Source organism: Kordiimonas lipolytica, assembly GCF_001550065.1.
The window spans coordinates 152,790-177,581 of sequence record NZ_LRUB01000012.1; the positions used below are offsets into that span (position 1 = coordinate 152,790).

Genomic DNA, 24,792 nt, shown 5'->3' on the forward strand with positions numbered 1-24,792 from the left:
CCGGGCGGCAGGCGCTCTCCCTACTCCTCTTTGTGGAACAGGAGGAAATAGGCTGCGGGCACAAAGAAGAGCGTCAGCACAGACGCGAACGCCAACCCGAACATCATCACAGCTGCCAGCGGTTCCCACAGCGGCCCACCGAACAGGTAAAGCGGCACAAGGCCGATCACCGTTGTGATGGACGTCAGCAGAATGGGCCTCAGCCGCATGCCGGACGCCTTGATGATGGCGTCCATCAGGCCCTTGTCCGCGCGTTCGATATCAATCTGGTCCACCAGCACAATCGAGTTGTTGATCACGATCCCCGCGAGGCTGATGAGCCCCAGCATGGCGAAGAAGGAAATCGGCTGGCCCAGGACCAGAAGCCCGATGGGCACGCCCACCAGCACCAGTGGCACGCTCATGAAAATGATGGCGGTGCGGCGCACGCTGTTGAACTGGAACATCACGGCCAGCACCATCAGAAGACCGGCGTATGGCAGGCCCGCGCCAAGGTCGCCGTATATTTCCTGGCTTTCCTCAATCTCGCCGCCGACCTTCATTTTATAGTCGCCGCTGATGCCCAGCTTGGCGATATCGTCCTTCACATAGTCATACAGATGACCAGCGGTGAACTGGGCGCTTTTGCCGGTCACGGTGATGGTGCGCTCCTGATCCTTGCGCCATGTCTGGCTGTATTCCAGCGTGGGGCGAAGGACCGCCGTCTGCTCCAGCGGCACCACATTGCCGCCTGCCGGCAGGATGATGTTCAACAGGTCTTCAAGGCTGTCGCGGTCTTCCTTCAAGGCGCGCAGCATGATCGGGATCGTGCTGTCCTCATCGCGGAAGGTGGAGACTTCAAAGCCGTCAAAATAGGCATTGAGGTTCTGGGCCAGCGTCTGGGACGACATGCCTAGGCGGCGCGCCTTGTCCTGGTCCACATCGATGACCATTTTTACCAGCTTTTCGCCCCAGTCGGTCTCATTCTGCATGATGCCGGGCACGCGGGCGAAAATCTCCTCAACGCTGCGCCCAAGCCCCAAGAGCCTCTCATGGTCAGGGCCGGAAATTTCAATATCCACAAGGCCGCTTTCGCTGGCGCCCATCGCAAGCCGCTTGATGGTAAAGCGCGCGTCCGGGACATTTTCAAAGAAATAGCGCTTGGCCCTTTCGGCGAATTTGATCGACTGATCCGGCGTATGCGCATTGACCAGGATGAAAGCTTTTGAAGGCGACGGATTGATCGGGTTCAGGCTCAGGTAAAAGCGCGGGCCACCTTCGCCAATATAGGCGATCTGGTCTTTCACTTCCGGGTTGACGCTTTCGTCCGCGATCCAGTCGGTCACTTCAAGCGCGATATGCTCCGTGGCATCGAAATGCGCACTTTTCGGCATATCCAGATAGATCAGCACCTCAGACCGGTCGCTTTCCGGGAACATCTCATTCGGCAGCGTGGCAAAGAGCTGCATCATGACAAAGACAAGGCCGTACACACCAATCATCACCAGCGCCGACCCCCTGAGCACAGGCCCTAAAAGCTTTTCATAGAAGCGCGCATAGCCGGGAATGACTTCATCGACCTCAATAGGTTCGCCTTCCGGGCCTTCGGTGCGTTTCTTCAGGAACTTGGCGGAAATGAGCGGCAGGAAATACATGGCCGAAATCCAGGAACCAATCAGCGTCAGCGCCAGCACAGCACCGAGCGAAAAGGCATATTCACCCTTGGCCCCGTCGATCAGGAAGAAAGGCGTGAAGGCGAAAATGGTGGTCAGCGACGAGACCATCAGCGGCACGGCATATTGCTTGCCCGCCTCAAGTGCGGCATCGCGGCGCCGGGCGCCCGCGTCCACGCGGGTCAGGATGTCTTCCACAATCACCACGCCGTTATCCACCAGAAGACCGAGCGAGATGATCACCGCCGCGATCGACACTTGCTCGAGCGAGATATCCAGAACGCTCATGCCCAGAAGCGCGAACATGACCGCAAACGGCACGATGGAGGCGATCACCATGCCGGACCGGAACCCCAGGAACAGCAGCACCACCAGAAGCACAACGGCGAAGGTTTGCCCCACGTTCGAAAGCGCGCCTGCGACCGTTTTTTCCACCTCTTCCGGCTGGTAGGTGGCAAAGTTCAGCTCATAGCCGATGGGCAGGCTGTCCTCAAACGCCTGCACGGTTTCCTGCAGCCGCTCGCCCACATCGCCGATGTCATAGCCGGGCTGCATCTGCACGCTCACAACAAGCGCCGGGCGGCCATTATAGTAGGTCTTGCTGCTGGCCGGGCTTTCATACCCGCGCCGGACCTTCACCATGTCTTTGAGGCGCACAAAATCTTCCGACCCCTGCGCGCGGGTCAACATATTCTCAATCTCTTCAACGCTTTTGAAATCGCCCGTGGCTTCAAGAAGGATCGACGAGCCTTCGGCGTTGATCTCACCCGCCGGCAGCACCACATTCTGGTTCTGAAGGTCATCAATCAGCACGTTGATCTGGCCGCCGATGGCGCGCAGGCGGCGGCTGTCCAGCTCCAACCAGATGCGCTCTTCCTGGACCCCAAAAAGCTCCGCCTTCGAAATGCCGTCCACGGTATAGAGCCGCCGCTGCAGTTCCTTGGCGCTTTCTTCCATCTCGCGGTAGCTGAAGCCTTCCGCCGTCATGGCGATGGAGGCGATCGATACTTCGCCGAATTCCGTATTCACGAATGGGCCATAGGCGCCTTCGGGCAGATCACGGCTGACATCTTCCATCTTGTCGCGGAGCGACTGCCAGATGGGTTCAAGGTTGGTGACCTCATCCTTCAGGTCCACATAGGTGCGCATGCGCCCGGTTGTCAGCACCGTGCGGATTTCGTCCACCTCCGCGATTTCACGGATTTTGCGCTCCACCTTTTCGGCGATCAGGTTTTCAACGCGGATGGGTGACATGCCGGGATAAAGCGCCTCAACGATCGCAGTGCGGATGGTAATTTCCGGCGCTTCCCGCTTGGAAAAATCCACATAAAGGAGGATGCCGGAAGCCACCAGCGCCAGCATCAGAAGGGCGGTGAAGCGGCTTCGGGTCAGGCCGAATTTGGTCAGGAATGACATGGCCGCCCCCTAGTTTTTGTGATTTTCAAGAAGCCGGACTTTCTGCCCGTCATGCAAATAGGAAACGCCAGCCGCTGCGATGATATCACCCGCCTCAAGCCCATCGATCACGATGATCATATTCTCGCGCACGCCGGCTGTCTGAACCCGGCGGGTATGCACGGTGGAGGTTTCGCTGTCAAACACGAACACCTGGGCAAAGCCGCCCCGGTGATCCTGGATCGATTCCCCGCGCTTGAGCGTCTCAGACCCTTCAAGCACGAAACAGTGGACCGGCACCAGGAAGCCTTCTTCTCCGATCAACAGGCTGATATCCAGCGCCACCTCCGCCGCCATACCAGCCTTCAGGCCCGGATGGCTCTCCTCAAGCTGCACAACAGCCGGGAAGGCAGACACCTGCCCCGCGCGGGAGCCCAGTTCCTTGATCCGCCCCTTTAGAAAGGTATCGGGGATATCGGTGATTTCCACCGTCGCTTCGTCGCCGGTATGCAGCGCATTGATCACGGTGGCAGGCACGCTGAACTCAACCTCAAACGCATTTTCGCTATAGAGCGACAGCACGGTCTGGCCCGGCGAGATATTGGAATAGGATTTGGCATCCACGCTGGAGATCACGCCGTCAAACGGCGCTTTCAACACCGCCTTATCGAGCCGTTCCTGGCTGATGGCATATTGCTGGCGCGACTGTTCGGCCTGGGCCTCCGCGCTCTTGAGGTTGGTCTCCGACGAATCATACGCCGCCTTGGTCACATTGCCGCTTTTAAGGAGCTCTTCCTTGCGGGAAAAATCCGTGCGGGCGTTCTTGAGCGATGCTTCGGCTTGCTCCAGCGCGGCGCGCGATTGCTGCAACTCATACTGCAGCGTTGTTGGGTCAAGCTTCAATAGCGTGTCACCAGCCTTCGCCTGCTGCCCCACCTCCAGCGTCACTTCCGTGAGCTGGCCGGAGATTTCAAACGACAGTGGCGTCTCGTCTGCGGGCTGCACCACGGATGGGTAGCGACGGGTCATGGTGGCCGCGCTTTCCGTTACCTCGAAAACCTTCAGGCCGCGTACCGGCGGATCGCGTTCTTCCGTCGCAGCGTCACCGCAGGACACGAGAAGAAGCGAGGCGGCAACAAGGCCAGCAAGGGAAGCGGGGCGGTTCAGGGCAGCGCGGATAAGCATGGGCCGGACCTTCTTTAAAGCGTGAATCCAACGGCAGGCGACATCATAGCACACCCGCATGACAGCTCTCATATAATTACTGGACCCACAAGTCCAGTAATTGATTCAATTAATTTCCCGGGGAACGCACGCACTAGACACAGGGGCCGGAAACCCAAGCGCCGGAAACCACAACCAACCATGAAGGGGCCTACCGATCAAGAATGAAAACCTGCGGCAGCTGCAGGGACACGGGCACTGACCAAGCTGCCTTGTCAGTTTCCCAGAAGCACCAATTCCAGCCTTTGACGGAAAACATCAATCGACAGCGCGGGCTGTATAAGAACTTCGAGCTCCAGCCCGCGAATGAGGCTGATCACAACCCTTGCCGTCAAGTTAGGCTTTGCATATCCTAAACGCTCGAGTGCTTGCGCGAGCTGAGCCTGGGCCTTGAATTCCCAATCAGAAAACAGCCTTGCCAGTTCTCTGTCCTTACGGGCGTATAATATCAGCTCATATTCGGCTGGGATGCAAATGGGGTCGTCCATGTCACGCTGAACAATTTCAAGCAGCAGGTCGATCAGGTCTTGCCGCGTATTCACCCCTTCAATTCGATGAGAAAAGTCCGGGTGAAGCTCTTCAACTTCGCCCAGATGATATTTGAAGGCTTCCTGTATCAATGCCTCACGCGTTTTGAAGTGATAGCTTGCAACACCGTTGGAAACACCCGCTTCCCGCGCAACACATCGATGGGTGACTGCATCTACGCCACTGCGGGCGATCACCTTTAGCGCAGCTTCCAAAACCTTGACCCGAGTGGACGCACTTTCACCCATAAATCACCTTAACGCTCTGAATAACAGAGCCTGCATTTAGCACATAAGGGCACAGCCATCATAGAACAAAATATCTAATTTTCTTTGACATATGTCCAATTTATGTGTTTTCTGCGTCTAGCACCATCAAGGAGAAGACTTTTGAAAAAGCCCATAAGCAGGCGGGATTTCATGGGAGGTGTTGCAGTATCGGCTGTGGGGCTTGGCGTTATGGCTTCCCCTGCGTCCGCCGCTTTCTCAGCCAGCTCAAGGCCGGAATCCCCACCCCAAAAAGCCTATCCGCCAACAAAAACAGGCATGCGCGGCAATCATGCCGGCTCATTTGAAGTTGCCCACCAATTGGCCTGGGACGGGGAAAAACCAGCCAGCTACAAATATGTCGACGATGTCTATGACCTGATTGTGGTCGGTGGCGGCATCAGCGGTCTGGCAGCAGCATACCTGTTCGACAAACATTCGGCCGGCAACCAAAGAATGCTAATCCTGGACAACCACGACGATTTCGGCGGGCACGCTAAACGCAACGAGTTTCACTATAAGGGTAAAACCTATCTGGGATTTGGCGGCGCCATCAACCTTGAACGTCCATCCGAATATAGCGAAACGACGGTTCGGTTGCTTGAAGAGATCGGCGTCGACTTCAGCGCCCTCGCAGATTCGGTACAGGGAAACTATCTTCTGGCTGGCGCGGGAGACAAGACGGCTGGGCTGTATCTACCGCACGACCAATATGACCACGCGTGCATTGTCCCAACCAAATTCATTCATGATTTTTCCGGCACAGGAGACTATCAGTCATTCGTTGAGGCTCTCCCCCTGACACAAGAGGAAAAAGCCGTCCTGGTATCCTTCATCGGTGGAGAAAGGGACTTCCTGGAAGGGATGTCACCAGGCCAAAAATATGACTATCTCAGCTCCACGCCCTACCGAGATTTTCTGGAACAGAAAGTTGGATTGTCGCGCCGGTGCACAGCCTTGTTCGAGCCTGCGATAAAAGTAAATGAAGGGCTGGGCATAGACAGTGTGTCGGTTATCGCGGCCTGGGCGCAGGGTGCGCCCGGCCTTGCTGCCGTGGGCACCCTTGGTCGCTGGGCTAACGACCTGTTTCTGAGCAGCGCGGACTATAAGGCCAATGTATTCGCCGATGGCAACAGCAGCATCGCGCGTCTGTTGGTGGCTGCGCTCATTCCTGGCGTTGCAGGCGCGCTGTCGACCGGTTCAGTAACCTCAGCACGCTTTCATTACGACCGACTGGACAGACCAGAGAATACTGCACGCATCCGCCTGAACAGCACGGCCGTTGGCGCACGCAACACCGACAGCGGCATTGAAATAGACTATGTGCAAGATGGCCTGGCACGCAGGGTCAAAGGCAAACGGTGCATCCTGGCCTGCAACAATGAAATCATTGCCCATATGTGCGATGAGCTTCCGCCACACCAGAAAGAGGCGCTGTTGTTTCCCGAAAAGACCCCTCTGGTCTGGGCCAATGTCCTGCTCAGAACCGGTGAGGCTTTCTATCAGGGCGGTTCAGAAACCTACCTGTGTCCCGGAAGTTTCTTTTCTCTGGTGTGCTGTGCACCGCCTGTGGCCATGCCTGATTTTGTCGTCTCAAGAAATCCTGCCGACCCAATGGTGGTCTTCATGGCTCATGCTGCAGCGCCCGAGAACGACGGCGACCAGAGCGCACGGGATCTGTTCCGCACTGGCCGACACGGCATCTATGCAGCCTCGTTTGATGACTACGAACAACAGATCAGGGAGCAACTGGATGGCATGTTCGCACGCTTTGGATTTGATAACAGCAAGGACATAGAAGCCATCACCGTAAATCGGTGGCCCCACGGCTATGCATATACTTATCGCGATCTCTACGACCCTGCATGGCCCAAGGGTGAAGCCCCGCATGAAATCGGCCGTAAACGGTTTGGCCGAATCTCTATCGCCAACTCAGATTCAGAAGTAACGCCCTATATCAACGGGGCGATCGATGCAGCATGGCGGGCTGTAAAAGAACAGCTTTTTTTGATCGGAAGGGAGGGAGCATGAAAGGCTTCTTTACCAGTGCAATCCTCATTGGCTGGCCGTTAGCCAACGTCCTTTATTTCGTCAATCTTGGGCTGGAAGCAGCCGCAATCAGCCCCGAACAGGCTATTGGCGCAGGCGTCGCCCCGGCGGTTTATTCAGGCCTCATTTATACAAAGGCGTCCATGGCGTTTTGCTGGGCGGTTATTGGATGGAGCGCCTGGAAGGGCAATAAGTTGAGCTGCCTATCCAGCAGCTGGCTGTTTGTCGGACTTTTCACATCTGACTTTGCAATATCACACAGGATGGCGATCGAAGCCAACGACCCACTTTTCCTCCCCGTTGCCGTCTCTTTGGCCATCCTTGATACGTGGTACCTGATATGGGCAGTGCGAAACAGCTATCCAAAAGGGCCAATGACCTGGCGCGAAAGCTAGGGCCTAGCGCGCGGTGGAGCCGCGGAGCTGCAGCTCAAAATCGATAACCGTTTCGCCCGCTTCCGCGAGCTTTTCGCGACCTTCGGGATTCATGGCATCCATCAGGGCTTCAGCGGCCTGACGGCCCATGGCGCGGATTGGCTGCCTGACCGTGGTCATGCCCGGCCACACCTGGCGCGACAGCGGGGTATCGTCAAAGCCCGCGACGGCCAGGTCACCCGGCACATTCAGCTTGCGGCTGTGAGCTTCATAGATGGCAGCGGCGGCCATATCGTCGTTCGAAGCAAAGATTGCCGTTGGCGGCACTGGCAGCGACAGCAAGTCAGACGCCGCCTTGCGGCCTGACGCGAAATCGAAATAGCCCTGGGCGAGATAGCCGTCCAGGATATCCAGGTCCGCTTCCTTCATGGCCTTGAGGAAGCCTTCCTCGCGGCACTTGCTGGAATAGTGGTCCGGGTGCCCCTTGATCAGCGCCACGCGGGTATGGCCCATCCCGATGAGGTGACGGGTCATCTGGAAGGCGGCCTCGACTTCATCGATCAGCACGGCGGGCGTGCCGAGCGTGCTTCTGGACGACAGGATCACCACCGGGATGTCCTGCGCCTTAAGGGCTTCAAGAAGCGGTTTGCTGTCTGTGAGCGGGGGCGTCAGCACCACGCCGTCCAGGAATGCCTGCCGAGCCCAGTGGATAACCTGATCCACCATGTCAGGGGCGTGATAGGAAACGGGATTGAGCGCCATGCCGTAATGGCTTTCGCGGCAGGCTTCGATCATACCCGCCTGCAGGTTCGCCAGATAGTTGGGGCTGGGGCTATCGTATACCAACCCGATCATATAAGAGCGGCGCGAGGCAAGCCCGCGCGCGCTTTGGTTCGGGCGGTAGTTCAGTTCCTTGATGGCCGCATCGACCTTGTCCTTGGTTGCCGCCCGTACGTTTGGCTCCCTGTTCACCACCCGTGAAACAGTTTTGATCGAAACGCCCGCCGCTTTCGCAACGTCATCAATGGTAACTGACCGCATCTTCAACATCCTAAGCTGTAGCTCCGGTCACGAGTGTTTGTCCAAACGTCATGCCGGCAGCTCCCTACCACCATGTTCCATAGAGCGCTGCAAGGATCAGCACAACAAGAAATGCCGCAAAGTTGAAGCCCTTGGTGGTGTGGAATTCCACGTCATGCAGCTCAACCGCGCCCTCCTGGTCATGGCCGTTACCCATAACAGAGAAGACCACAGCAAGGCCAACACACAAGAGGAACACAATGCCAACCCGGTCGATAAACGGCAGTTCAGGCCAGACCTGCATAAAGAGGAACGACAGCACGGCAGAGCCGATCGCGGCCGCCAGCGCGCCTGTTGCCGTTGTCTTTTTCCAAAAGATACCCATCAGGAAGATCACAACAATGCCTGGCGTGAAAAAGCCGGTGAATTCCTGGATATACTGGAAGGCCTGGTCGAAGTTGCCCAGAAGCGGCTTGGCCGTGATCATGGCCGTGATCATGGCCAGAAGCGCCACCACCCGGCCCACGATAACCGGGTCCTTGCGGTTCTCTTCCTTCACAAAACTTGGGTAGATATCCATGGTGAAGATGGTGGAGATGGAGTTGGTCATGGACCCCAGCGACGATACAATCGCCGCGATGAGTGCCGCGAACACAAGGCCCAGAAGGCCAGACGGCAGCAGCTTCATGGCAGATGGGTATGCCTGGTCAGGCGCGGCCAGATTTGGCTCCAGCACGAAAATGGCGATACCCGGCAGCACAACGATGATTGGCATCACCAGCTTCAGGAATGCCGCGAAAACGATACCCTTCTGGGCTTCCTGCAGGCTTTTGGCCGCCAGCGCGCGCTGGATGATATATTGGTTGAAGCCCCAGTAGGACACATTCATGATCCACATGCCGCCCACAAGCACCGAAATGCCGGGCAGCGCGTCATAGAATGGGTTGTCAGGCGTGAAGATCATGTCGAACTTCTCAGGCGCACGCTCGACCAGCATATCGAAGCCTGCAATCACGCCCGCGCCATCAGACACTTTGTTAAGCATGATGTAGGCAATCACAAGGCCACCGAACACCAGAAGCACCACCTGGATAATGTCAGTAAAGGCTACTGCCTTCAGCCCGCCATAAAGCGAATAACCCGCCGCGAAGATGCCAAGGGCCACAAGGCCGTAGACAAGATCAAAGCCCGTTACGGCTTCGATCGCAAGCGCACCCAGCCACAGGATGGACGTGAGGTTCACGAACACATAAACGCCCATCCAGAAGAAGGCCATCACCATACGCACCCGGTGGTCATAGCGCTGCTCCAGGAACTGCGGCATGGTGTAGATGCCGCGCTTCAGGAACACCGGCAGCAGGTATTTGCCCACAATAATAAGCGTGATCGCCGCCATCCATTCATAGGATGCGATCGCAAGTCCCATGGCATAGCCCGAACCGGACATGCCGATAATCTGCTCGGCCGAAATATTGGACGCGATCAGCGAGGCACCGATGGCCCACCAAGGCAGAGTCTTGCCCGCGAGGAAATAGTCAGATGCGTCTTTGTCGTGGCCAGCGCGTTCGCGCGAAACCCACTGGGCCAAAGAAAACAGCGTGACGGCATAGATGGCCACAACGGCAAAATCGAGTGTGCTAAACAAGTGTCCCTCCCCAGATACAGAACGATCGGGTCCATTCATTCAAATTTGAAAAGCCAGACGCCCTTCCCGACGTCATGGCATTCCCTTTCCCAGTTTGGACCATAGGCGCAATGTGACAGCGCTGTCAACAGACAAGACAGTGCCGAGGCAACCAATCAGGGCAAAAATTGACAGCGCTGTCGAATGGCGCTACCGCTTCTGAAGGGAAAAACAAAAAACAAGAAGGGAGAGAGCATGCGGGGGATCAAACCAGCCCTGATGGCTGCCACAGTATTCCTATCGGCCTGCGGCGGCCCGGCACCAACCGGCGAGGAACGCGGCGCCAAGGTTTCCACTGGAACGCTGGAAACATATGAAGATTTCAAAGCCACAGGGCTAACAAGCCGTGACCTGCAGGTGTGGCTGCCGGACGGGTACGCGGAAAATGCCGCAAACGGCCACAAATATGCTGTTCTTTATATGCATGACGGGCAGATGCTCTATGACGCGTCTGTCACATGGAACAGCCAAGAATGGGGCGTGGATGAAGTGGCTGGCAAGCTGATGGCAGAGGGTAAAGTGCGCAACTTTATCGTTGTGGGCGTTTTCAATGGCGGTGACACGCGCCACGCCGACTATCTGCCTGAAAAGCCCTATCATTTGCTGCCTGAAAATGTGCGCCAAGGCTATTACGGCACCCATGCCCCGGATCTGAAGGCCGACGAATATATCGCCTTCCTTGCCGATGAGCTAAAGCCCTTTATCGATAGCAAGTACGCCACCCTGACCGGGCCTGAGGACACCGCGGTAATGGGCTCGAGTATGGGTGGGCTCATTTCCATGTATGCGATTGGCGAACGGCCAGACGTGTTTGGCATGGCTGCCTGCATGTCCACCCACTGGCCGGGGTTCGACCCTGGCAAAACCCCGGAAATGCCGGACACTTTCATTGCTTACATGCGTGAAAACCTGCCCCCGCCGGAAGGCCACAGGATCTATTTCGATTACGGCGACCAGACGCTGGATGCCCACTATCCACCACTGCAGAAAAGGGTGGACGCCGTGATGACAGAGCTTGGGTATACCGCGAGCAATTGGCTGACGGTCTATGACCCAGGCGCCAACCACAGCGAAGACGCATGGAACAAGCGCCTGCCCGGCGTGTTTATGTTTCTGTTTGGGAAATAGGCTATCCGGCATCAAAAAAGCGGGCCTGAAAGCCCGCTTGCATACAACCGGCCTGACCTTCAGATCAGGCGTCTTCGTTTTTCTCGGTTTTGCTTGGGACGCGGTGTGGTTCGCCCAGAACCTGCCTGACGGCCTCACGCCCCACAGACTGTTCCAGCTCATGCACGCAGGTGACAGCGCTTCTATAGGGCTCTTCCACATGTGGCAGGTCTTCCGGCGTTACGGTAACGCGGATGCCTTCGCCGTGCACACGCCAGGCATTCGGCGTGCAGAAAATCTGCAGCGGCCGCTTGGGTGTGGACACGGAATAATAGGGCACGCTTGAGACAATCGGGATATGGCGCGAATACCGCGGGCTCACAAAGCTGCAGCTTTCAAAGTCACGCGGGCCAACCATGCCACCGATGATACAATCGGAAAAATTGCTGTCCTGGACGCAGGAGCCTTCAAAGTCCGTGCAGGTCATGTTGCAGGCAACAAATTCGGTGCCGTCGATATCGCAGGCGGTAAACACCGCACCGGCAAAATCGCATTTGAAGAAAATCGCCCCCTGCAGCATCAGAAGATGAAATTTTGTCTCAGAGAAATCGCAGTTCACAAAGATGGTATCGGACCAGCGCAGGACGCTTTTGACCTTAAGGGCACTTACGCTTTCCTGGGCAAACTGTTCACCCATCACAAGTTTGTGCGACGGGAACATATTTGTCAGCGTCTTTAGGTCCATATTGCCAGTCACTTCTGCGTCTCAAAAGAAGGGTAATTCATGATTCGTTGAAATCATAATGAGCCGGAATGATGAATCGGTAAACATTTGCATCAAATTTTAATTAATATTTTCCTCTGGCCCACTTCCTGGTCCAGCTCGCCCCCCAGACAAGGCGCCTAGATGGCTTTGGCAAGCCAATTGTGCAGTGCATGGATTGCTGCCAGCCCCCTGTCTGAAAAAGATATTTTTCTAAATTTCATACAAATGCGTGCGATTGCACATTGGATACAGTATAAACCGAAACATATACCGGCCCAGGATGCCTTCGGGGGCTGACAGCAGTAAATTTGGGAAGATATTTTTATGGCAAAGGTGCAGGCGGTAAAACGAAAATCGCTGGCGATACAGGTAGCGGATGCGCTGAGAGACTTGATCCTTTCTGGCGATTACGCACAAGGTGAACAACTCAGGCAAGATGACGTGGCCAAGAAACTAGGGGTCAGCCGTATTCCGGTGCGCGAAGCGTTCCAGCAGCTTGAGGCGGAAGGCCTGGTGGTGAACGTGCCCTACAAGGGAGCCATCGTCTCGCGCCTTTCGATTGAGGAAATTGACGAATATTTCGACATTCGCACATCGCTCGAGGGTGACCTTTTAGCCCGCGCCATTGATCATATGACGCCTGAAGTCATCGCCCGCGCCCGCAAGATCATTGATCGCATGGATAGCGCAAGCCCCACCAAATGGGGGGAAATAAACTGGCAGCTCCACGCCGAGATTTACGCAATTGCAGGCCGCCCGATCACGCTTGAGATGGTCAAGAAAATCCATGACAACCTGGACCGCTATGTGCGTACCCAACTGAGCTTGAGCGAAGAAAACCGCGAACGCGCCAACCAAGAACACCGCCACCTGGTGGACCTGTGCGAAAAAGGCCGCAAGGATGAAGCCATCGGTTTGCTGCATGACCATATCAACGGCGCGCGGCACGACCTGATCAAGCACATGCAAGAAAACGACTAGTTCAGAGGAAACACCACGATGCTTGCCACCAGCCCCCTTGCCGCCCTGCGCGCAGAAATGGAAAAAGAAGGCGTGGATGCCTTCCTTGTGCCGCTCGCAGATGTCCATCAGGGCGAATATATCGCTGAACGCGACAAGCGGCTGAAGTGGCTGACAGGTTTCACAGGCTCTGCCGGCATGGCGATTGTGCGCAGGCATGACGCCGCCATCTTCGTTGATGGCCGCTACACGGTTCAGGTGGCCCGGCAGGTAGACCTGGAGACTTTCTCCCACCAGCATCTGCATGACCACCCACCCGCCAAGTGGCTGGGTGAAAAGGCATCAAAGGGCGACCGCATCGCCTATGACCCTTGGCTTCACACGTCCGCCCAGGTTGACGCGATCGCGGGCAAGCTTGAAGGCACGGGTGCGGAGCTGGTGCCAGTTCAGGAAAACCTGATCGACCGGGCGTGGGATGACCAGCCAGCCGCCCCCCTTGGCCGTGTTATCGCCTACCCGGAAGACATGGCGGGCGAAAGCGCGAGCGACCGGCGCGCAAAGATCGCGAAGCTGCTGAAAGCCGCAGGTGCAGACGCGCTGGCGATCACCCTGCCGGACAATATCGCCTGGCTGATGAATGTGCGCGGCGCGGACGTGCCCTATAACCCCATGCCGCATAGCTTTGTTCTGCTTCGCGCAGACGGCCGCGCCGACTGGTTCATCGACGACCGCAAGTTCGGGCCAGACCGTGCAGACATCGACATGAAAGGCGTCACGGTGCGCAGCATGGACAGTCTCAGTGATGCCCTGAAGGCAGCGGGCAGCGCGCGAAAAACCGTGTGGATCGACCCGAACTGGAGCCCGGTTGCGGCAAACCAGATCGTGGAAGCCGCAGGCGGCAAAGTGCACAAGGCGGCAGACCCGGTGACCCTTGCGAAAGCACACAAGAACACGCACGAGCGCCAGGCCATGCGCGCCGCCAACAAGCGCGACAGCGTGGCCTGGGTGAAGTTCCTTTCGTGGCTTGACGCCAACGCCCACAAACGCGCCAAGGCCGGCAACCCGATCAGCGAGATCGAAGCTGCCGACAAGATCCTGGAGCATAGGAAGGAAGCCAACCAGTTTATGGAGCCATCGTTCGAGAGCATCTCGGCCGCCGACGGCAACGCCGCCCTGTGCCACTATGCGCCCGAGCCGGGCAAGGAAGGCAAGCTTGAAGCAAACACCATTTACCTGCTGGACTGCGGCGGCCAGTATCTGGACGGCACGACGGACACCACGCGCACCATCGCCATCGGGGATGTTTCAGACGAAGTGAAAGACCGCTATACCCGCGTGCTCAAGGGCCATATCGCCCTTGCCACCGCGCGTTTCCCCAAGGGTACAAAGGGCCACCAGCTGGACGCGCTGGCGCGCATGCCGCTGTGGCAAGTGGGGCTGGATTATGACCACGGCACCGGCCACGGCGTGGGCGTGGGGCTTTCGGTTCACGAGCACCCGCAGCGTATCGCCAAACAGGTGAATGATATTGAACTGGTAGCAGGCATGACGATTACCAACGAGCCCGGCTATTATGAAGCCGACCGCTTCGGTATCCGCATTGAAAACCTGTGCGAGATTGTGGAGGGCGAGGACGGCTTCCTGGAGCTGCACGACCTGACGCTCGCACCCATCGATACACGCCTGATTGACTTCAGCCTGCTGACGAAAGCAGAAGTTGACTGGCTAAACGCTTACCACGCCCGCGTGCGCACCGAGATGGCGCCGCAGGTGGACGGCGAGGTAAAGGACTGGCTGATGAAGGCAACCGAGGCGGTTTAGCCCGCTCGCCGCCGGACCCAGGCCAAAAACTCAAAAAGGGTGGCAGCCCCGAAGGCAATTGCCACCCCCAAAAATACCGCGAAATAATCCAGTGCGTCCGTGGCTAACAGATCCACCATCAAATATCCGGCCAGGGTCCCCAAAAGAGTGCCCAAGAAGGCACGAAAGATTGGATTCAGGTGCCGAAATGGCCCCGTCAGCCAAAGCATAGCCTGCGAACCCGCACAAGCCAAAATTAAAAGCAAAAGCCCCATCTATGCCCCAAACAAACTGACAGCCTCCAACTGCATCACAAATCCGAAATAAAGTGAATAACCTAATTCAACTTTTTGGTTGCCACAGCGCCCCATAGCTCAAGCGAGACCGCCCCATCATCGCCGCGAAGAAGCTTCATCGGCTGCCCGTCCTCGCGGAAGATGAAACTGCCGTCGCCCGTGGGGTAGGCCAGATAGCGGGAGCCGCGGCCTGTGGTGACCACATAACCGTCGCCTACTTGTTTGAGCGTGAAACCGAAGCCGTATTTCTCGATCCAATAGTTGCCCTCAATCACCGCCGCGTCGGCGTTTGTCAGGGCCGCCATATCGGCTGTCTTGGGCGCCATATCAGGCCAGCCAAAGTGGGCTGCAAGCGCCCGGCCCACTTCAAGCTGCAAATGCGTGCCGCCGTCACCGTTAGTCATCAACACAAAGCCCTGATCGCGGTCCGGATAGGCGAACATAAGCGCCTTGAAGCCCTTGTTCGATCCACCATGCGACAGGCGCAGGTTTTCGCCCTCCCCGTCTGAGGCGAAGCCAAGCCCCATGCCTTCCGTTTGCTGTTTGGCCATCTCAGTCGCCGCCTCTGACGTCAGGATACCCTTTTCCCCACGCACCGACGCCATCACATCAATCAGAAGGCGCGAAAGCTCGGTCGGTGTGGTCCACAGGCCCGCCGGTGCTTCTTCCGGATAAACATGCGTCGGTCGTTCACGCCCTAAATGGTCATGCGCCTTGGCCTGCAGCTGCTGCTTAGGCGCGGGAAGCAGCTGGGCGAAGCTGCTGCCGGTCATGCCTGCCGGGCTCAGCACTTCCGCCTGCATCAGTGCACTGAAGTTCTCGCCAGTCACATCTTCAAGCAGTTGCTGCAGCACCACATAACCGCCCCCTGAATAACGCCAGCTTTCGCCCGGCGTCTTGTCGATGAGTATTGCGCCAGAGTTGGCAGGTGCAACGCCGGACAATATCTGAACCATTGTCGGCACCGGCTCACCGGGGGCATAGCCGTCAAATCCATGCACCGTAAAGCCCGCCGTATGGGCCAGAATGCCGCGAATCGTCGCCGGTTTTTCCGCCGACTGGACACCGCCCGGTAAGGTCCAGGATGTGAGGTAGCGCGTGATATCCGTGTCGAGATCAAGCTTGCCCTGGTCAACAAGACGCATCACACCCACGGCCGTAACAGGCTTGGAAAGCGACGCGGACTGGAAAAGCGTATCTGTGGTCACGCTGTCACCATAGGCCCGGGCGAACACCACCTTCCCGCCATCGATCACCGCCAGAGAAAGTGCGGGCACATGGTACCAATCCATGCGGTCTATCAGGTCAAAACGCTGAGGCGTACCGCTTACATGGACCGCAGGGACCAGGCCATATTCCACTGCCTGTTCAAGTGTTTCCGCCTGGGCAGGAAGGATAGACAAAAAGAGCGCGCAGCCAATGGCTGCGAGGCGTGACAAACATGGCATAAGGCTTCCCCCATCATTCTTGGACGCGGGGACCCTAGCCATAGTGGGCCGCCATTACTACAGCCTGTGCGCACATGTCGCACAAAAATCTTTATGCTGCAGAAATCAGATCGTCATAGAAGCCGCGCCAGTCTTGGGGTTCCGGGTGAGCGCTCATGAATGCCTGACGTGTTTCGTCGTCGAGCTCTTTGAACCAGCTCGTGAACCGGTGCCAGTATTCGGCACCCGTGCCCATGACCCAGCCAATGCTGTTCCTGGGCGTATCGGGTTCCTGTTCCCATGGCGGGACTTGGCTGTCGGTTGATTTCGGCTGTTGGATGCTGGCCGAAATTTTGGCCATGACATCGTCAAGACGTTCTTCTTCTGGACTGGTGCCTACTGGCGCATTTGGCACCGTGCAAACGGATTTGATAAAATCGACATCGGTCATTTTCCACCCCCTGGTTTTGACCGTTTCCCCGAATCGATAAAATTTTATCTATCACATGTGACGCGGGAATGACAGCGGCAGACAAGGGACCGACAGCGCGAGACCGACAGGCGGTTGCATTTGTCCTGCGCGTCCAATGCGTTGGCTAAAAAGAAAAAACAGCTGCCAGCCCCAAGAATACTCAAAACATATGGGGCATGGCAGCTGAGTCAGCTCAGAGAGGCCCCGCTATGTGACCGGCAGGGCTGCTCTGGGGTTCTGAGTCGGTTATCAGGCCGACCGCGTGTAAGCGGTCTTGACCGTGGTATAAAACTCCTTGGCGTAAGCGCCCTGTTCGCGGCTGCCGTAGCTTGAGCCTTTCGTGCCGCCAAACGGCACGTGATAGTCCACGCCCGCGGTTGGCAGGTTCACCATCACCATCCCGGCTTCGGACCGGCGCTTGAAATCGGTCGCGTACTTGAGCGAGCTGGTGCAGATACCGGAGGACAAACCAAACTGGCTGTCATTCGCGACTTTGAGCGCCTCCTCATAATCCTTCACCTTCACCACGCTGGCGACCGGGCCAAAGACTTCCTCGCGGTTGATCGTCATCTCTGGCCTCGTGTCGGTGATCAGCGCCGGGGCCATATAGAAGCCCTCGGGTTTGTCCTTAATTCGGTCGCCGCCGCACACAAGCGTGCCGCCCTCGACCAACGCCTGCTCGACATATTTGAGGTTGCTCTCAAGCTGGCCCACGTCGACCACTGGCCCGATCTGGGTCGAGCTGTCGCGCGCGTCACCCACCTTCAGCGCCTTTGTTGCTGCGGCCAGGGCATCAACGAACGCGTCATGGATGCCTTCGGTCACGATAATCCGGCTGGAAGCGGTGCAGCGCTGGCCGGTGGAAAAGAAGGCGCCTTGAAGCGCGCAATCCACCGCGATATCAAGGTCTGCGTCATCCAGCACCACCAGGGGGTTCTTGCCGCCCATTTCCATCTGTACCTTGGCGCCGCGCGCCACCGCCCGGTTGCGGATGTCACACCCCGTCGGCACACTGCCGGTGAAGCTGATGGCTTGCACATCATCCGACATGACAATGGTCTCACCTACTTCGCGGCCGGAGCCATTTACCAAATTGAAGGTGCCTGCGGGCAAGCCAGCGCGGGAGATGATCTCCGCAAGCGCCCAGGCGGACCCCGGCACCAGCCCCGCGGGCTTGAACACCACCGTGTTGCCATACGCAAGCGCCGGCGCAATCTTCCAGGCCGGGATGGCGATGGGGAAGTTCCACGGCGTGATCATGCCGATGACACCCACGGGTTCGCGCGTCACTTCCACGCCGAACCCGGGCCGGGTGGACGGCAGCACGTCGCCCGTGATCCTGAGCGTCTCGCCCGCGAAATATTTAAAAATCTGCCCGGCCCGCGCCACTTCGCCAATGCCTTCAGCGAGCGTCTTGCCCTCTTCGCGGGACAGAAGCTCACCCAGCTCTTGTTTGCGTGCCAGCAGTTCGGTGGCGATGAAATCAAGCGCATCGAACCGCGCCTGGATGCCGCTCATGCCCCAACCGGGCGCCGCGTCCTTGGCGACCTTGATAGCCTCCAGCGCCTGGGCGCGGTCCGCCACCGCATAGTCGCCGATGATGTCGCTGGTGTTTGACGGGTTGACGTTCGGCGCATAGCTCGCGCCCGCCACCCATTCGCCACCGATGAAATTATCAAATTTTGTCATATGTCCCTCCCGATACTCAGACCAGCTGGAACCCTTCTGGGAAGGGGTCCTGCTCATCTACAAAAATTGTGTTCAGCCCCGTCACAAAGGCCCGGCCTTCTATAGACGGGATGATGCCCGGATTGCCACCCACATCTGTCAGCTTTTCAACCCGCCCGGTGAAACGGCTGTGGATGATGCTTTCGTGAATGAAAGTGTCGCCCGCCTTCAGCTTGCCGCGCGCCACCAGCTGAGCCATGCGGGCTGACGTTCCGGTGCCGCAGGGCGACCGGTCAATCGCCTTGTCGCCATAGAAAACGGCGTTCCTGCCGTCCGCTCCCGCACTCGGCGCGCCAGTCCACAGCACATGGCTGCAGCCCCTGACAGTCGTATCAATTGGATGCACAATATCGACAGCCTTATTCACCGCTTCGCGCACCAGCGGACTGAAGCGAATGATGTCTGCTGGCGACATGCCTTCAAGCCCCTTGAAACCCGGCTGCGGATCGACGATGGCATAGAAATTCCCGCCATAGGCCACATCCACCATGAGCGGCCCAAGCCCCTCAACCTCAATCGCCACATCCCTGTGCGCAAGGTAGGACCCGATATTGCGGAGACGCACGCTGGTGACCTTGCCCCCCGCGCGGGTGTAGCTGACACTCACACGTCCTGCTGGCACGTCCAATTCCAGCTGCCCTTCCCCCCGCGGCGTGATCAAACCATGCTCCAGTCCAATCGTTACAGTTCCGATAAGACCGTGACCACACATGGGCAAAGCGCCTGATGTCTCAATGAACAGGATGGCTGCGTCGGCATCGTCCGAGCAGGGCGGATAAATGATCGCGCCGGACATCATATCGTGCCCGCGCGGTTCAAACATCAGCGCCTTCCTGATCCAGTCATGGTTCCTCAGGAAATCCTGGCGCTTTTCGCTCATGGTCCGGCCCTTAAGCACAGGGACCGCGCCATGCACCACACGGACGGGATTACCGCCCGTGTGGCCGTCGATGCACAGAAACGTGCGCCGCATGGGTATTACGCCGCGGCCTGCAGGTCGGCGGGTAAAGCCGGGCGTGTCTCAAGCGCCCGCCGGGTCACGGCTTCAACATAGGCACGCTCGTCGCCTGTCAGCTTCAGGCGCGGCGCCCGCACCATCTCACTGCCGCGGCCCATGATCTCCTCCACCAGCTTGATGCACTGCACCAGCGTCGGGATGGTATCCAGGTCCAGAAGCGGCATGAACCAGCGGTAAATCTCAAGCGCCTCTTCGGTGCGGCCCGCTTTCATCAGCTTGTAGATAGCAACCGATTCCGCCGGGAATGCGTTCGTCAATCCTGACACCCAGCCCTGTGCGCCGAGCGCCAGCGCCTCAAGCGCGATATCGTCCACACCGCCAAAAATGGCGAAGCGGTCCCCGAAGGCATTCTGCAGGTCGATAATGCGGCGGGTGTCCTCGGAGCTTTCCTTGATCGCCACCAGATTATCGATCTTGGCTAGATGCTTCATCGCCTCCACACTGATGTCGATCTTGTAGGACACTGGGTTGTTATAGATCATGATCGGCAACTCGGTCGCCGCCGCAACTGTCTGGTAATGAGTGATCACCTCCCGCGGCTGCGCCTGATAAACCATGGCCGGGAGCAACATAAGGCCATCAATGCCGATACGCTCCACATCCCGGGCATAACCCGCCGCCAGCTTCGATGTATATTCCGCTGTACCGGACAATAGCGGCACGCGGCCATCCACAACTTCTTTCGCCGCTGCGATTACCTGGCGCTTTTCATCTGCAGAAAGCGATACATTCTCACCCACGGTACCAAGCGCGATAATGCCGTGAACGCCGTCCTTGATAAGGCCATCGATCACGCGCTGCGTGCTTTCGATATCCAGGCTTTCGTCATCTTTGAACTGAGTGGTTGTTGCAGGGAATACTCCAGACCAATCAATCATCTTCTTGTCTCCAGACTAGGGAACGCCTGCATTTCGGCGTTCTATAGGGTTTTGTTGACGGCCGGTTTTTATGCGGCCTGTTTCAGATTTGAATTGTGTATATTGTATACAATATGCTATTTCAAGCCTGTTTCTTATGCCCTGGTATGTTTTTTCGAAAGGCCTCCGATGGACAATCCCGCCCCCCTTAGCCAAAAGGTACTCACCCACACGTATGGGCTTGATTGCGAAATTGCCGTCATCGGTGCCGGGATCATTGGCGTATGCATAGCCATTGAGCTGCAGGCGGCAGGCCATGATGTCTGGCTTATTGACCGCAAAGGCGTGGCCGAGGAATGCTCCTATGGGAACGCGGGCCATATTGCGGTCGAACATATCTTTCCGCTGTCTTCCCCCGCCACGCTCATGCAAGTGCCGAAAATGCTACTTCAGCCCAACGGGCCGCTTTCTATTCGAGCTGCCTACCTGCCACAGCTGATGCCGTGGCTGATGCGCTTCCTTTGGGCGGGGCGACCTGTGCAGGTGCGGCGGGGCACAGAGGCCATCGCGGCCTTGAACGCCCGCGCACTGCCGGCATACAGAAGCCTGGACGCACGCTTTGATCTGGGTGGCCTGCTGGTTGAGGACGGCACGCTTGTGGTATTTGAAAGTGAAAAAAACCTCTCAGCCGCCTCACGCGAACAACGCCTACTGACGGATTTCGGCGTGGAAACGGCGCTGATGGACGCCACAGAGCTCAAGGCCTTTGACCCGTCACTAAGCCCTGCGCTGAAGGGCGCCGTATGCTTCCCCGCCTCTGCGCACGTTACCGATCCGGCGGCGCTGGTGCGCATGCTGGCGAGCCGCTTCACCCAAAGGGGCGGGCATATTGAAAGGCAGGCCGTTACCGGCATGGACCACAGCCCCACCCATTTGGGGCTGACCACAAGCAGGGACCGGGTGCGCGCGCAGAAAGTGGTGATTGCGGCAGGCGCCTGGTCCCACCAGCTGGCGCGCATGCTGGGGTACAAGGTCCCCCTGGAGACCGAACGCGGCTATCACCTGATGCTGGACGAGCCCACTGTGATGCCGCGGGTGCCCACCACCTATCACGAGCGCCGCTTTGTCGCGACCCCGATGGACGCGCGGCTTCGCCTTGCCGGACGGGTGGAGCTTGGCGGGCTCCAGCTGCCGCCCAATATTAGGCAGGCTCATGCGCTGATGCCGCAGGGACAAGACTTGCTGCCGGACCTTCAGGCCCAAGGCGCCACGCCCTGGATGGGCTTTCGCCCCACGTTGCCGGACAGTCTTCCGGTAATCGGGCCTGCGCCTAGGCATAAAGGCGTCTATTTCGCCTTCGGCCATAACCATATGGGGCTGACCCACGGGGCGATTACAGGGGAGTTGATGCGGGACTTGATTGGCGGAAAGGTACCAGGAATTGACCTGACGCCCTACCGGATAGACCGGTTCTAGAGGCTATTCTTCCGCCACAACAGGGTCGACATAATCGCCTTCGCCCAGGCCTTCGAGCGAACTTGCGAAGCGTTCCACGGTCTTGCCCGCCTTTTCAGCATTGTCGAATTCGGCTACATGGAAAAGCGCGTCGCCTTCATTGACAATCGGTAGGTTGGTGCGCCCGATGACAACACCTTCTTTGGTGGCCTTGATTTCGCTTTCCTCATCCCCCAGCCAGTCACTCAGGTGCGCCAGCCGGTCGCCTTTTTCAACATGACTGCCGAGCGCGATCGGGTTCCTGATCAGGCCCGAACGTTTCGCCCGCACCCAGTGGGAGGTCTCTGCCTCCACCGTCACATGCGGGCGGCGCTTGATCGCACGCTTGATCATGCCCACAGCCCCCAGAACGTTCAGAATGCCGCGCACACCGGCAGAGACTGCCAGCTTTTCAAACCGCAGCGCTTCGCCTGCCTCATAGAGAAGCACAGGCACGCCTTGCTCCACCGCGTGGCCGCGCAACGACCCGTCCCGAAGCGTGGCATTCACGATCACGGCCGTGTTGAACGCGCGCGCCAAACGGGCGGTTTCCGCGTCCTCCATGTTGGCGCGGATATGCGGATAGTTGGTGCGGTGATTGGCGCCGGTATGCAGGTCGATGCCATAGTCGGCGCGCTCAAGAATTTCTGTGTTGAACACATGGGCCACGCGGGCCGCAAGCGAGCCGTGCTCAGAGCCGGGGAACGACCGGTTCAAATCGCGCCGGTCAGGCATATAGCGGGTATGGTTGAGGAACCCGTATACATTGACCACCGGCACACAAATGAGCGTGCCGCGCAGGCGATTGAGCGCCTTCTGTTTCAGAAGCTGGCGAACGATCTCGATCCCGCCGATCTCGTCGCCGTGGATGGCCGCCGAGATGAACATGGTGGGGCCATCTTTCCTGCCATGCACGATGTGAACCGGCATGGAAAGCGGTGTGTAACGGCTTTGGCCCGGCAGCTCCAGCGCCAATGACGCCCGACTGCCCGGCTGAACCTTATGCTTCCCGAACGTAAAAGGCGCACGGCGCGCGGCGCGCTCGCCGCTCATGGGCTTAGCCCTTCCCTTTGGTTTGGGTACGGTTCGGGCCTGCCTTCTTCTCGATGCACTCGATGATCTTGCCCGCAACATCAATGCCCGTGGCTTTCTCAATGCCCTCAAGCCCCGGCGAGCTGTTCACTTCCATGATCACCGGCCCGTGGTTGGACCGCAGCATGTCCACGCCCGCGACATTCAGGCCCATGATTTTGGCCGCGCGCACAGCGGTGGACCGCTCTTCCGGCGTGATCTTAATGGTGCGCGAGCTGCCGCCCCGGTGGAGGTTAGACCGGAACTCACCCTCTGCGCCCTTGCGCATCATTGACGCCACAACCTTGCCGTCGATCACCAGGCAGCGAATATCAGACGCGCCTGCTTCCTTGATATATTCCTGCACCAGAATGTGCGCCTTCAGCTTGCCGAACGCCTGGATCATGGACCGCGCCGCATCACGCGTATCTGCCAGCACAACACCCACGCCCTGCGTGCCTTCAAGAAGCTTAATCACCACAGGTGTGCCGCCAACCATATCGATCAGGTCATCCGCTTCGCTGGTGCCGTTTGCAAATGCTGTTACCGGCAGGCCAACGCCGCGACGCGACAGCAGCTGAAAACTCCTGAGCTTGTCGCGCGAACGGGTAATCGCCACTGATTCGTTGAGCGGATAAACACCCGCCATTTCAAACTGGCGAAGAACTGCAGTCCCGAAGAAGGTAACCGATGCGCCAATCCGCGGGATCACGGCATCATAGCCCTTAAGAATATCGCCTTTATAGCGCATCTCAGGCCGGTGCGAGGCGATATTGATATAGACCTTCATTGTGTCGATGGGGTCCATCTCATGTCCGCGTTCCTTTGCTGCCTCCATCAGGCGCTGGTGCGAATAAAGATCAGGGTTACGGGTCAGAAGTGCGATACGCATGATTTCTTCTTCCTTGGCATTAGCAATTAAAGTTCGGGTCGTCCGGCTCTCCGAGCCCATAGGACAGACCGCTGTCTACTAGACAAAATCCCTTGAGCGCCTGGCGCCCGATCAGCATCCTGAAACCCATGTCGTCCCGGTTGGTGAGCGTCAGCTCAACCTTGCGGGAGATCGGTCCCAGTTTCAAAAGCGTCTTCACAACATAGCGAATCTCTTCATGCCCGCTTGAGCTTCTAACCGCCCGCTCATCAACAATCGGCGCTTCACAGCGGATTTCAGGCCGTTTGTGTTTCTGCACGGGGTGCAGGCGAAATTCCGCCCAAGGGGCGCCATCCTTCATGAATTTCTTCACGCGGTAGGCATGGATGGCGCTTGTCTTGGCACCTGTATCGATCTTGGCCTTGATACGGTCCACGCCCAGATCCGGAAGGGTCGCCCATTCGCGCCAACCGATGATCAGTTTGCTTCGCATTCCCGTGCCTCCACGCATGCCCCGAGGGTGGGACATCCGCCCCGCTCAATCAATGGGAAATTCAAAAATTCAATTTTTGGAAAACTCGAAACAGATGGGACCGTTTGGTCTGGTCACCTTTTCACGCCCCCATTATCCGAAACAGATAGGGTTTGGAAAGGGAAAATTACCAAGTGAGGGGGAAAAGGCGACGACGAGTACGGATCTCTATTCCCTGAGGCCTTTTTCTGGCGTATGAAA

At 57.8% G+C, this 24,792-nt stretch carries 21 protein-coding genes; 6 read left to right on the forward strand and 15 right to left on the reverse strand.

Annotated elements, in window-relative coordinates; translation table 11 throughout:
• Positions 1-20: 20 nt before the first annotated feature.
• From KORM41_RS06800 to KORM41_RS06810, 3 genes are all read right to left on the reverse strand, one after another.
• Entirely contained in the window at positions 21-3,068 is a 3,048-nt protein-coding gene (locus tag KORM41_RS06800; protein ID WP_068146508.1) for an efflux RND transporter permease subunit, read from the reverse strand.
• A gap of 9 nt (positions 3,069-3,077) precedes the next feature.
• A complete protein-coding gene (locus KORM41_RS06805) occupies positions 3,078-4,232 on the reverse strand; it encodes an efflux RND transporter periplasmic adaptor subunit (protein ID WP_068146511.1) in 1,155 nt (384 codons plus the stop codon).
• 254 nt (positions 4,233-4,486) lie between these two features.
• A complete protein-coding gene (locus KORM41_RS06810) occupies positions 4,487-5,047 on the reverse strand; it encodes a TetR/AcrR family transcriptional regulator (protein ID WP_068146514.1) in 561 nt (186 codons plus the stop codon).
• A 141-nt stretch (positions 5,048-5,188) separates the two neighbouring features.
• Between KORM41_RS06810 and KORM41_RS06815 the strand changes: the two genes are divergently transcribed.
• Together KORM41_RS06815 and KORM41_RS06820 are read left to right on the forward strand one after the other, a co-directional pair.
• A complete protein-coding gene (locus KORM41_RS06815) occupies positions 5,189-7,096 on the forward strand; it encodes an NAD(P)-binding protein (RefSeq protein ID WP_068146517.1) in 1,908 nt (635 codons plus the stop codon).
• Positions 7,093-7,509 (forward strand): hypothetical protein, encoded by a 417-nt coding sequence (locus tag KORM41_RS06820; RefSeq protein WP_068146520.1) that lies wholly within the window; start codon positions 7,093-7,095, stop codon positions 7,507-7,509. Before KORM41_RS06815 ends, KORM41_RS06820 begins: the two co-directional genes overlap by 4 nt.
• 3 nt (positions 7,510-7,512) lie before the next feature.
• On the opposite strand, the gene KORM41_RS06825 is transcribed toward KORM41_RS06820, so the two are convergent.
• Positions 7,513-8,529 (reverse strand): LacI family DNA-binding transcriptional regulator, encoded by a 1,017-nt coding sequence (locus tag KORM41_RS06825; protein ID WP_068146709.1) that lies wholly within the window; start codon positions 8,527-8,529, stop codon positions 7,513-7,515.
• Positions 8,530-8,593: 64 nt separating this feature from the next.
• Complete coding sequence (locus KORM41_RS06830) at positions 8,594-10,153, reverse strand: sodium/sugar symporter (protein ID WP_197421007.1); 1,560 nt, start codon at positions 10,151-10,153, stop codon at positions 8,594-8,596.
• Between the two features lie 234 nt (positions 10,154-10,387).
• Between KORM41_RS06830 and KORM41_RS06835 the strand changes: the two genes are divergently transcribed.
• A complete protein-coding gene (locus tag KORM41_RS06835; protein ID WP_197421009.1) occupies positions 10,388-11,320 on the forward strand; it encodes an alpha/beta hydrolase in 933 nt (310 codons plus the stop codon).
• 64 nt (positions 11,321-11,384) lie between these two features.
• Here KORM41_RS06835 and KORM41_RS06840 read toward each other — a convergent pair whose 3' ends face one another.
• Positions 11,385-12,056, reverse strand: coding sequence for a pentapeptide repeat-containing protein (locus tag KORM41_RS06840; protein ID WP_156431926.1), 672 nt, complete (start codon positions 12,054-12,056; stop codon positions 11,385-11,387).
• 333 nt (positions 12,057-12,389) lie between these two features.
• On the opposite strand from KORM41_RS06840, the gene KORM41_RS06845 reads away from it, so the two are divergent.
• A complete protein-coding gene (locus KORM41_RS06845; RefSeq protein ID WP_068146527.1) occupies positions 12,390-13,046 on the forward strand; it encodes a GntR family transcriptional regulator in 657 nt (218 codons plus the stop codon).
• 18 nt (positions 13,047-13,064) lie between these two features.
• Positions 13,065-14,846 carry an aminopeptidase P family protein gene (locus tag KORM41_RS06850; RefSeq protein ID WP_068146529.1) on the forward strand — a complete coding sequence of 594 codons (1,782 nt, stop codon included), beginning with the start codon at positions 13,065-13,067 and terminating at the stop codon, positions 14,844-14,846.
• On the opposite strand, the gene KORM41_RS06855 is transcribed toward KORM41_RS06850, so the two are convergent.
• The 6 genes from KORM41_RS06855 to KORM41_RS06880 all read right to left on the reverse strand — a co-directional run bounded on the left by KORM41_RS06855 (position 14,843) and on the right by KORM41_RS06880 (position 20,644).
• Positions 14,843-15,100 carry a hypothetical protein gene (locus KORM41_RS06855; RefSeq protein ID WP_068146530.1) on the reverse strand — a complete coding sequence of 86 codons (258 nt, stop codon included), beginning with the start codon at positions 15,098-15,100 and terminating at the stop codon, positions 14,843-14,845. The genes KORM41_RS06850 and KORM41_RS06855 overlap by 4 nt on opposite strands.
• A 62-nt stretch (positions 15,101-15,162) precedes the next feature.
• Positions 15,163-16,569, reverse strand: a complete 1,407-nt coding sequence (locus KORM41_RS06860) for a serine hydrolase domain-containing protein (RefSeq protein WP_068146533.1) — start codon at positions 16,567-16,569, stop codon at positions 15,163-15,165.
• 91 nt (positions 16,570-16,660) lie between these two features.
• The gene (locus KORM41_RS06865; RefSeq protein ID WP_068146536.1) at positions 16,661-16,999 is read right to left on the reverse strand and encodes a hypothetical protein; all 339 of its coding nucleotides are present in this window, start codon (positions 16,997-16,999) and stop codon (positions 16,661-16,663) included.
• 270 nt (positions 17,000-17,269) lie between these two features.
• The gene (locus KORM41_RS06870) at positions 17,270-18,709 is read right to left on the reverse strand and encodes an aldehyde dehydrogenase family protein (RefSeq protein ID WP_068146539.1); all 1,440 of its coding nucleotides are present in this window, start codon (positions 18,707-18,709) and stop codon (positions 17,270-17,272) included.
• 16 nt (positions 18,710-18,725) lie between these two features.
• On the reverse strand, positions 18,726-19,721 hold the full coding sequence (locus KORM41_RS06875; protein ID WP_068146541.1) for a 4-hydroxyproline epimerase: 996 nt from the start codon (positions 19,719-19,721) through the stop codon (positions 18,726-18,728).
• Between the two features lie 5 nt (positions 19,722-19,726).
• Entirely contained in the window at positions 19,727-20,644 is a 918-nt protein-coding gene (locus tag KORM41_RS06880) for a dihydrodipicolinate synthase family protein (RefSeq protein ID WP_068146544.1), read from the reverse strand.
• A 168-nt stretch (positions 20,645-20,812) separates the two neighbouring features.
• Between KORM41_RS06880 and KORM41_RS06885 the strand changes: the two genes are divergently transcribed.
• Positions 20,813-22,099: an NAD(P)/FAD-dependent oxidoreductase gene (locus KORM41_RS06885; RefSeq protein WP_068146547.1), complete on the forward strand. Its 1,287-nt coding sequence runs from the start codon at positions 20,813-20,815 to the stop codon at positions 22,097-22,099.
• A gap of 3 nt (positions 22,100-22,102) precedes the next feature.
• Here the strand turns inward: KORM41_RS06885 and KORM41_RS06890 are convergent, their stop codons facing one another.
• The 3 genes from KORM41_RS06890 to KORM41_RS06900 are packed head-to-tail and all read right to left on the reverse strand — an operon-like array spanning position 22,103 to position 24,552.
• Positions 22,103-23,170: a succinylglutamate desuccinylase/aspartoacylase family protein gene (locus KORM41_RS06890; RefSeq protein WP_068146552.1), complete on the reverse strand. Its 1,068-nt coding sequence runs from the start codon at positions 23,168-23,170 to the stop codon at positions 22,103-22,105.
• Positions 23,171-23,174: 4 nt separating this feature from the next.
• A complete protein-coding gene (gene rimK, locus KORM41_RS06895; protein WP_068146555.1) occupies positions 23,175-24,080 on the reverse strand; it encodes a 30S ribosomal protein S6--L-glutamate ligase in 906 nt (301 codons plus the stop codon).
• Positions 24,081-24,099: 19 nt separating this feature from the next.
• A complete protein-coding gene (locus KORM41_RS06900; protein ID WP_068146558.1) occupies positions 24,100-24,552 on the reverse strand; it encodes an ATP-dependent zinc protease family protein in 453 nt (150 codons plus the stop codon).
• Positions 24,553-24,792: the final 240 nt, after the last annotated feature.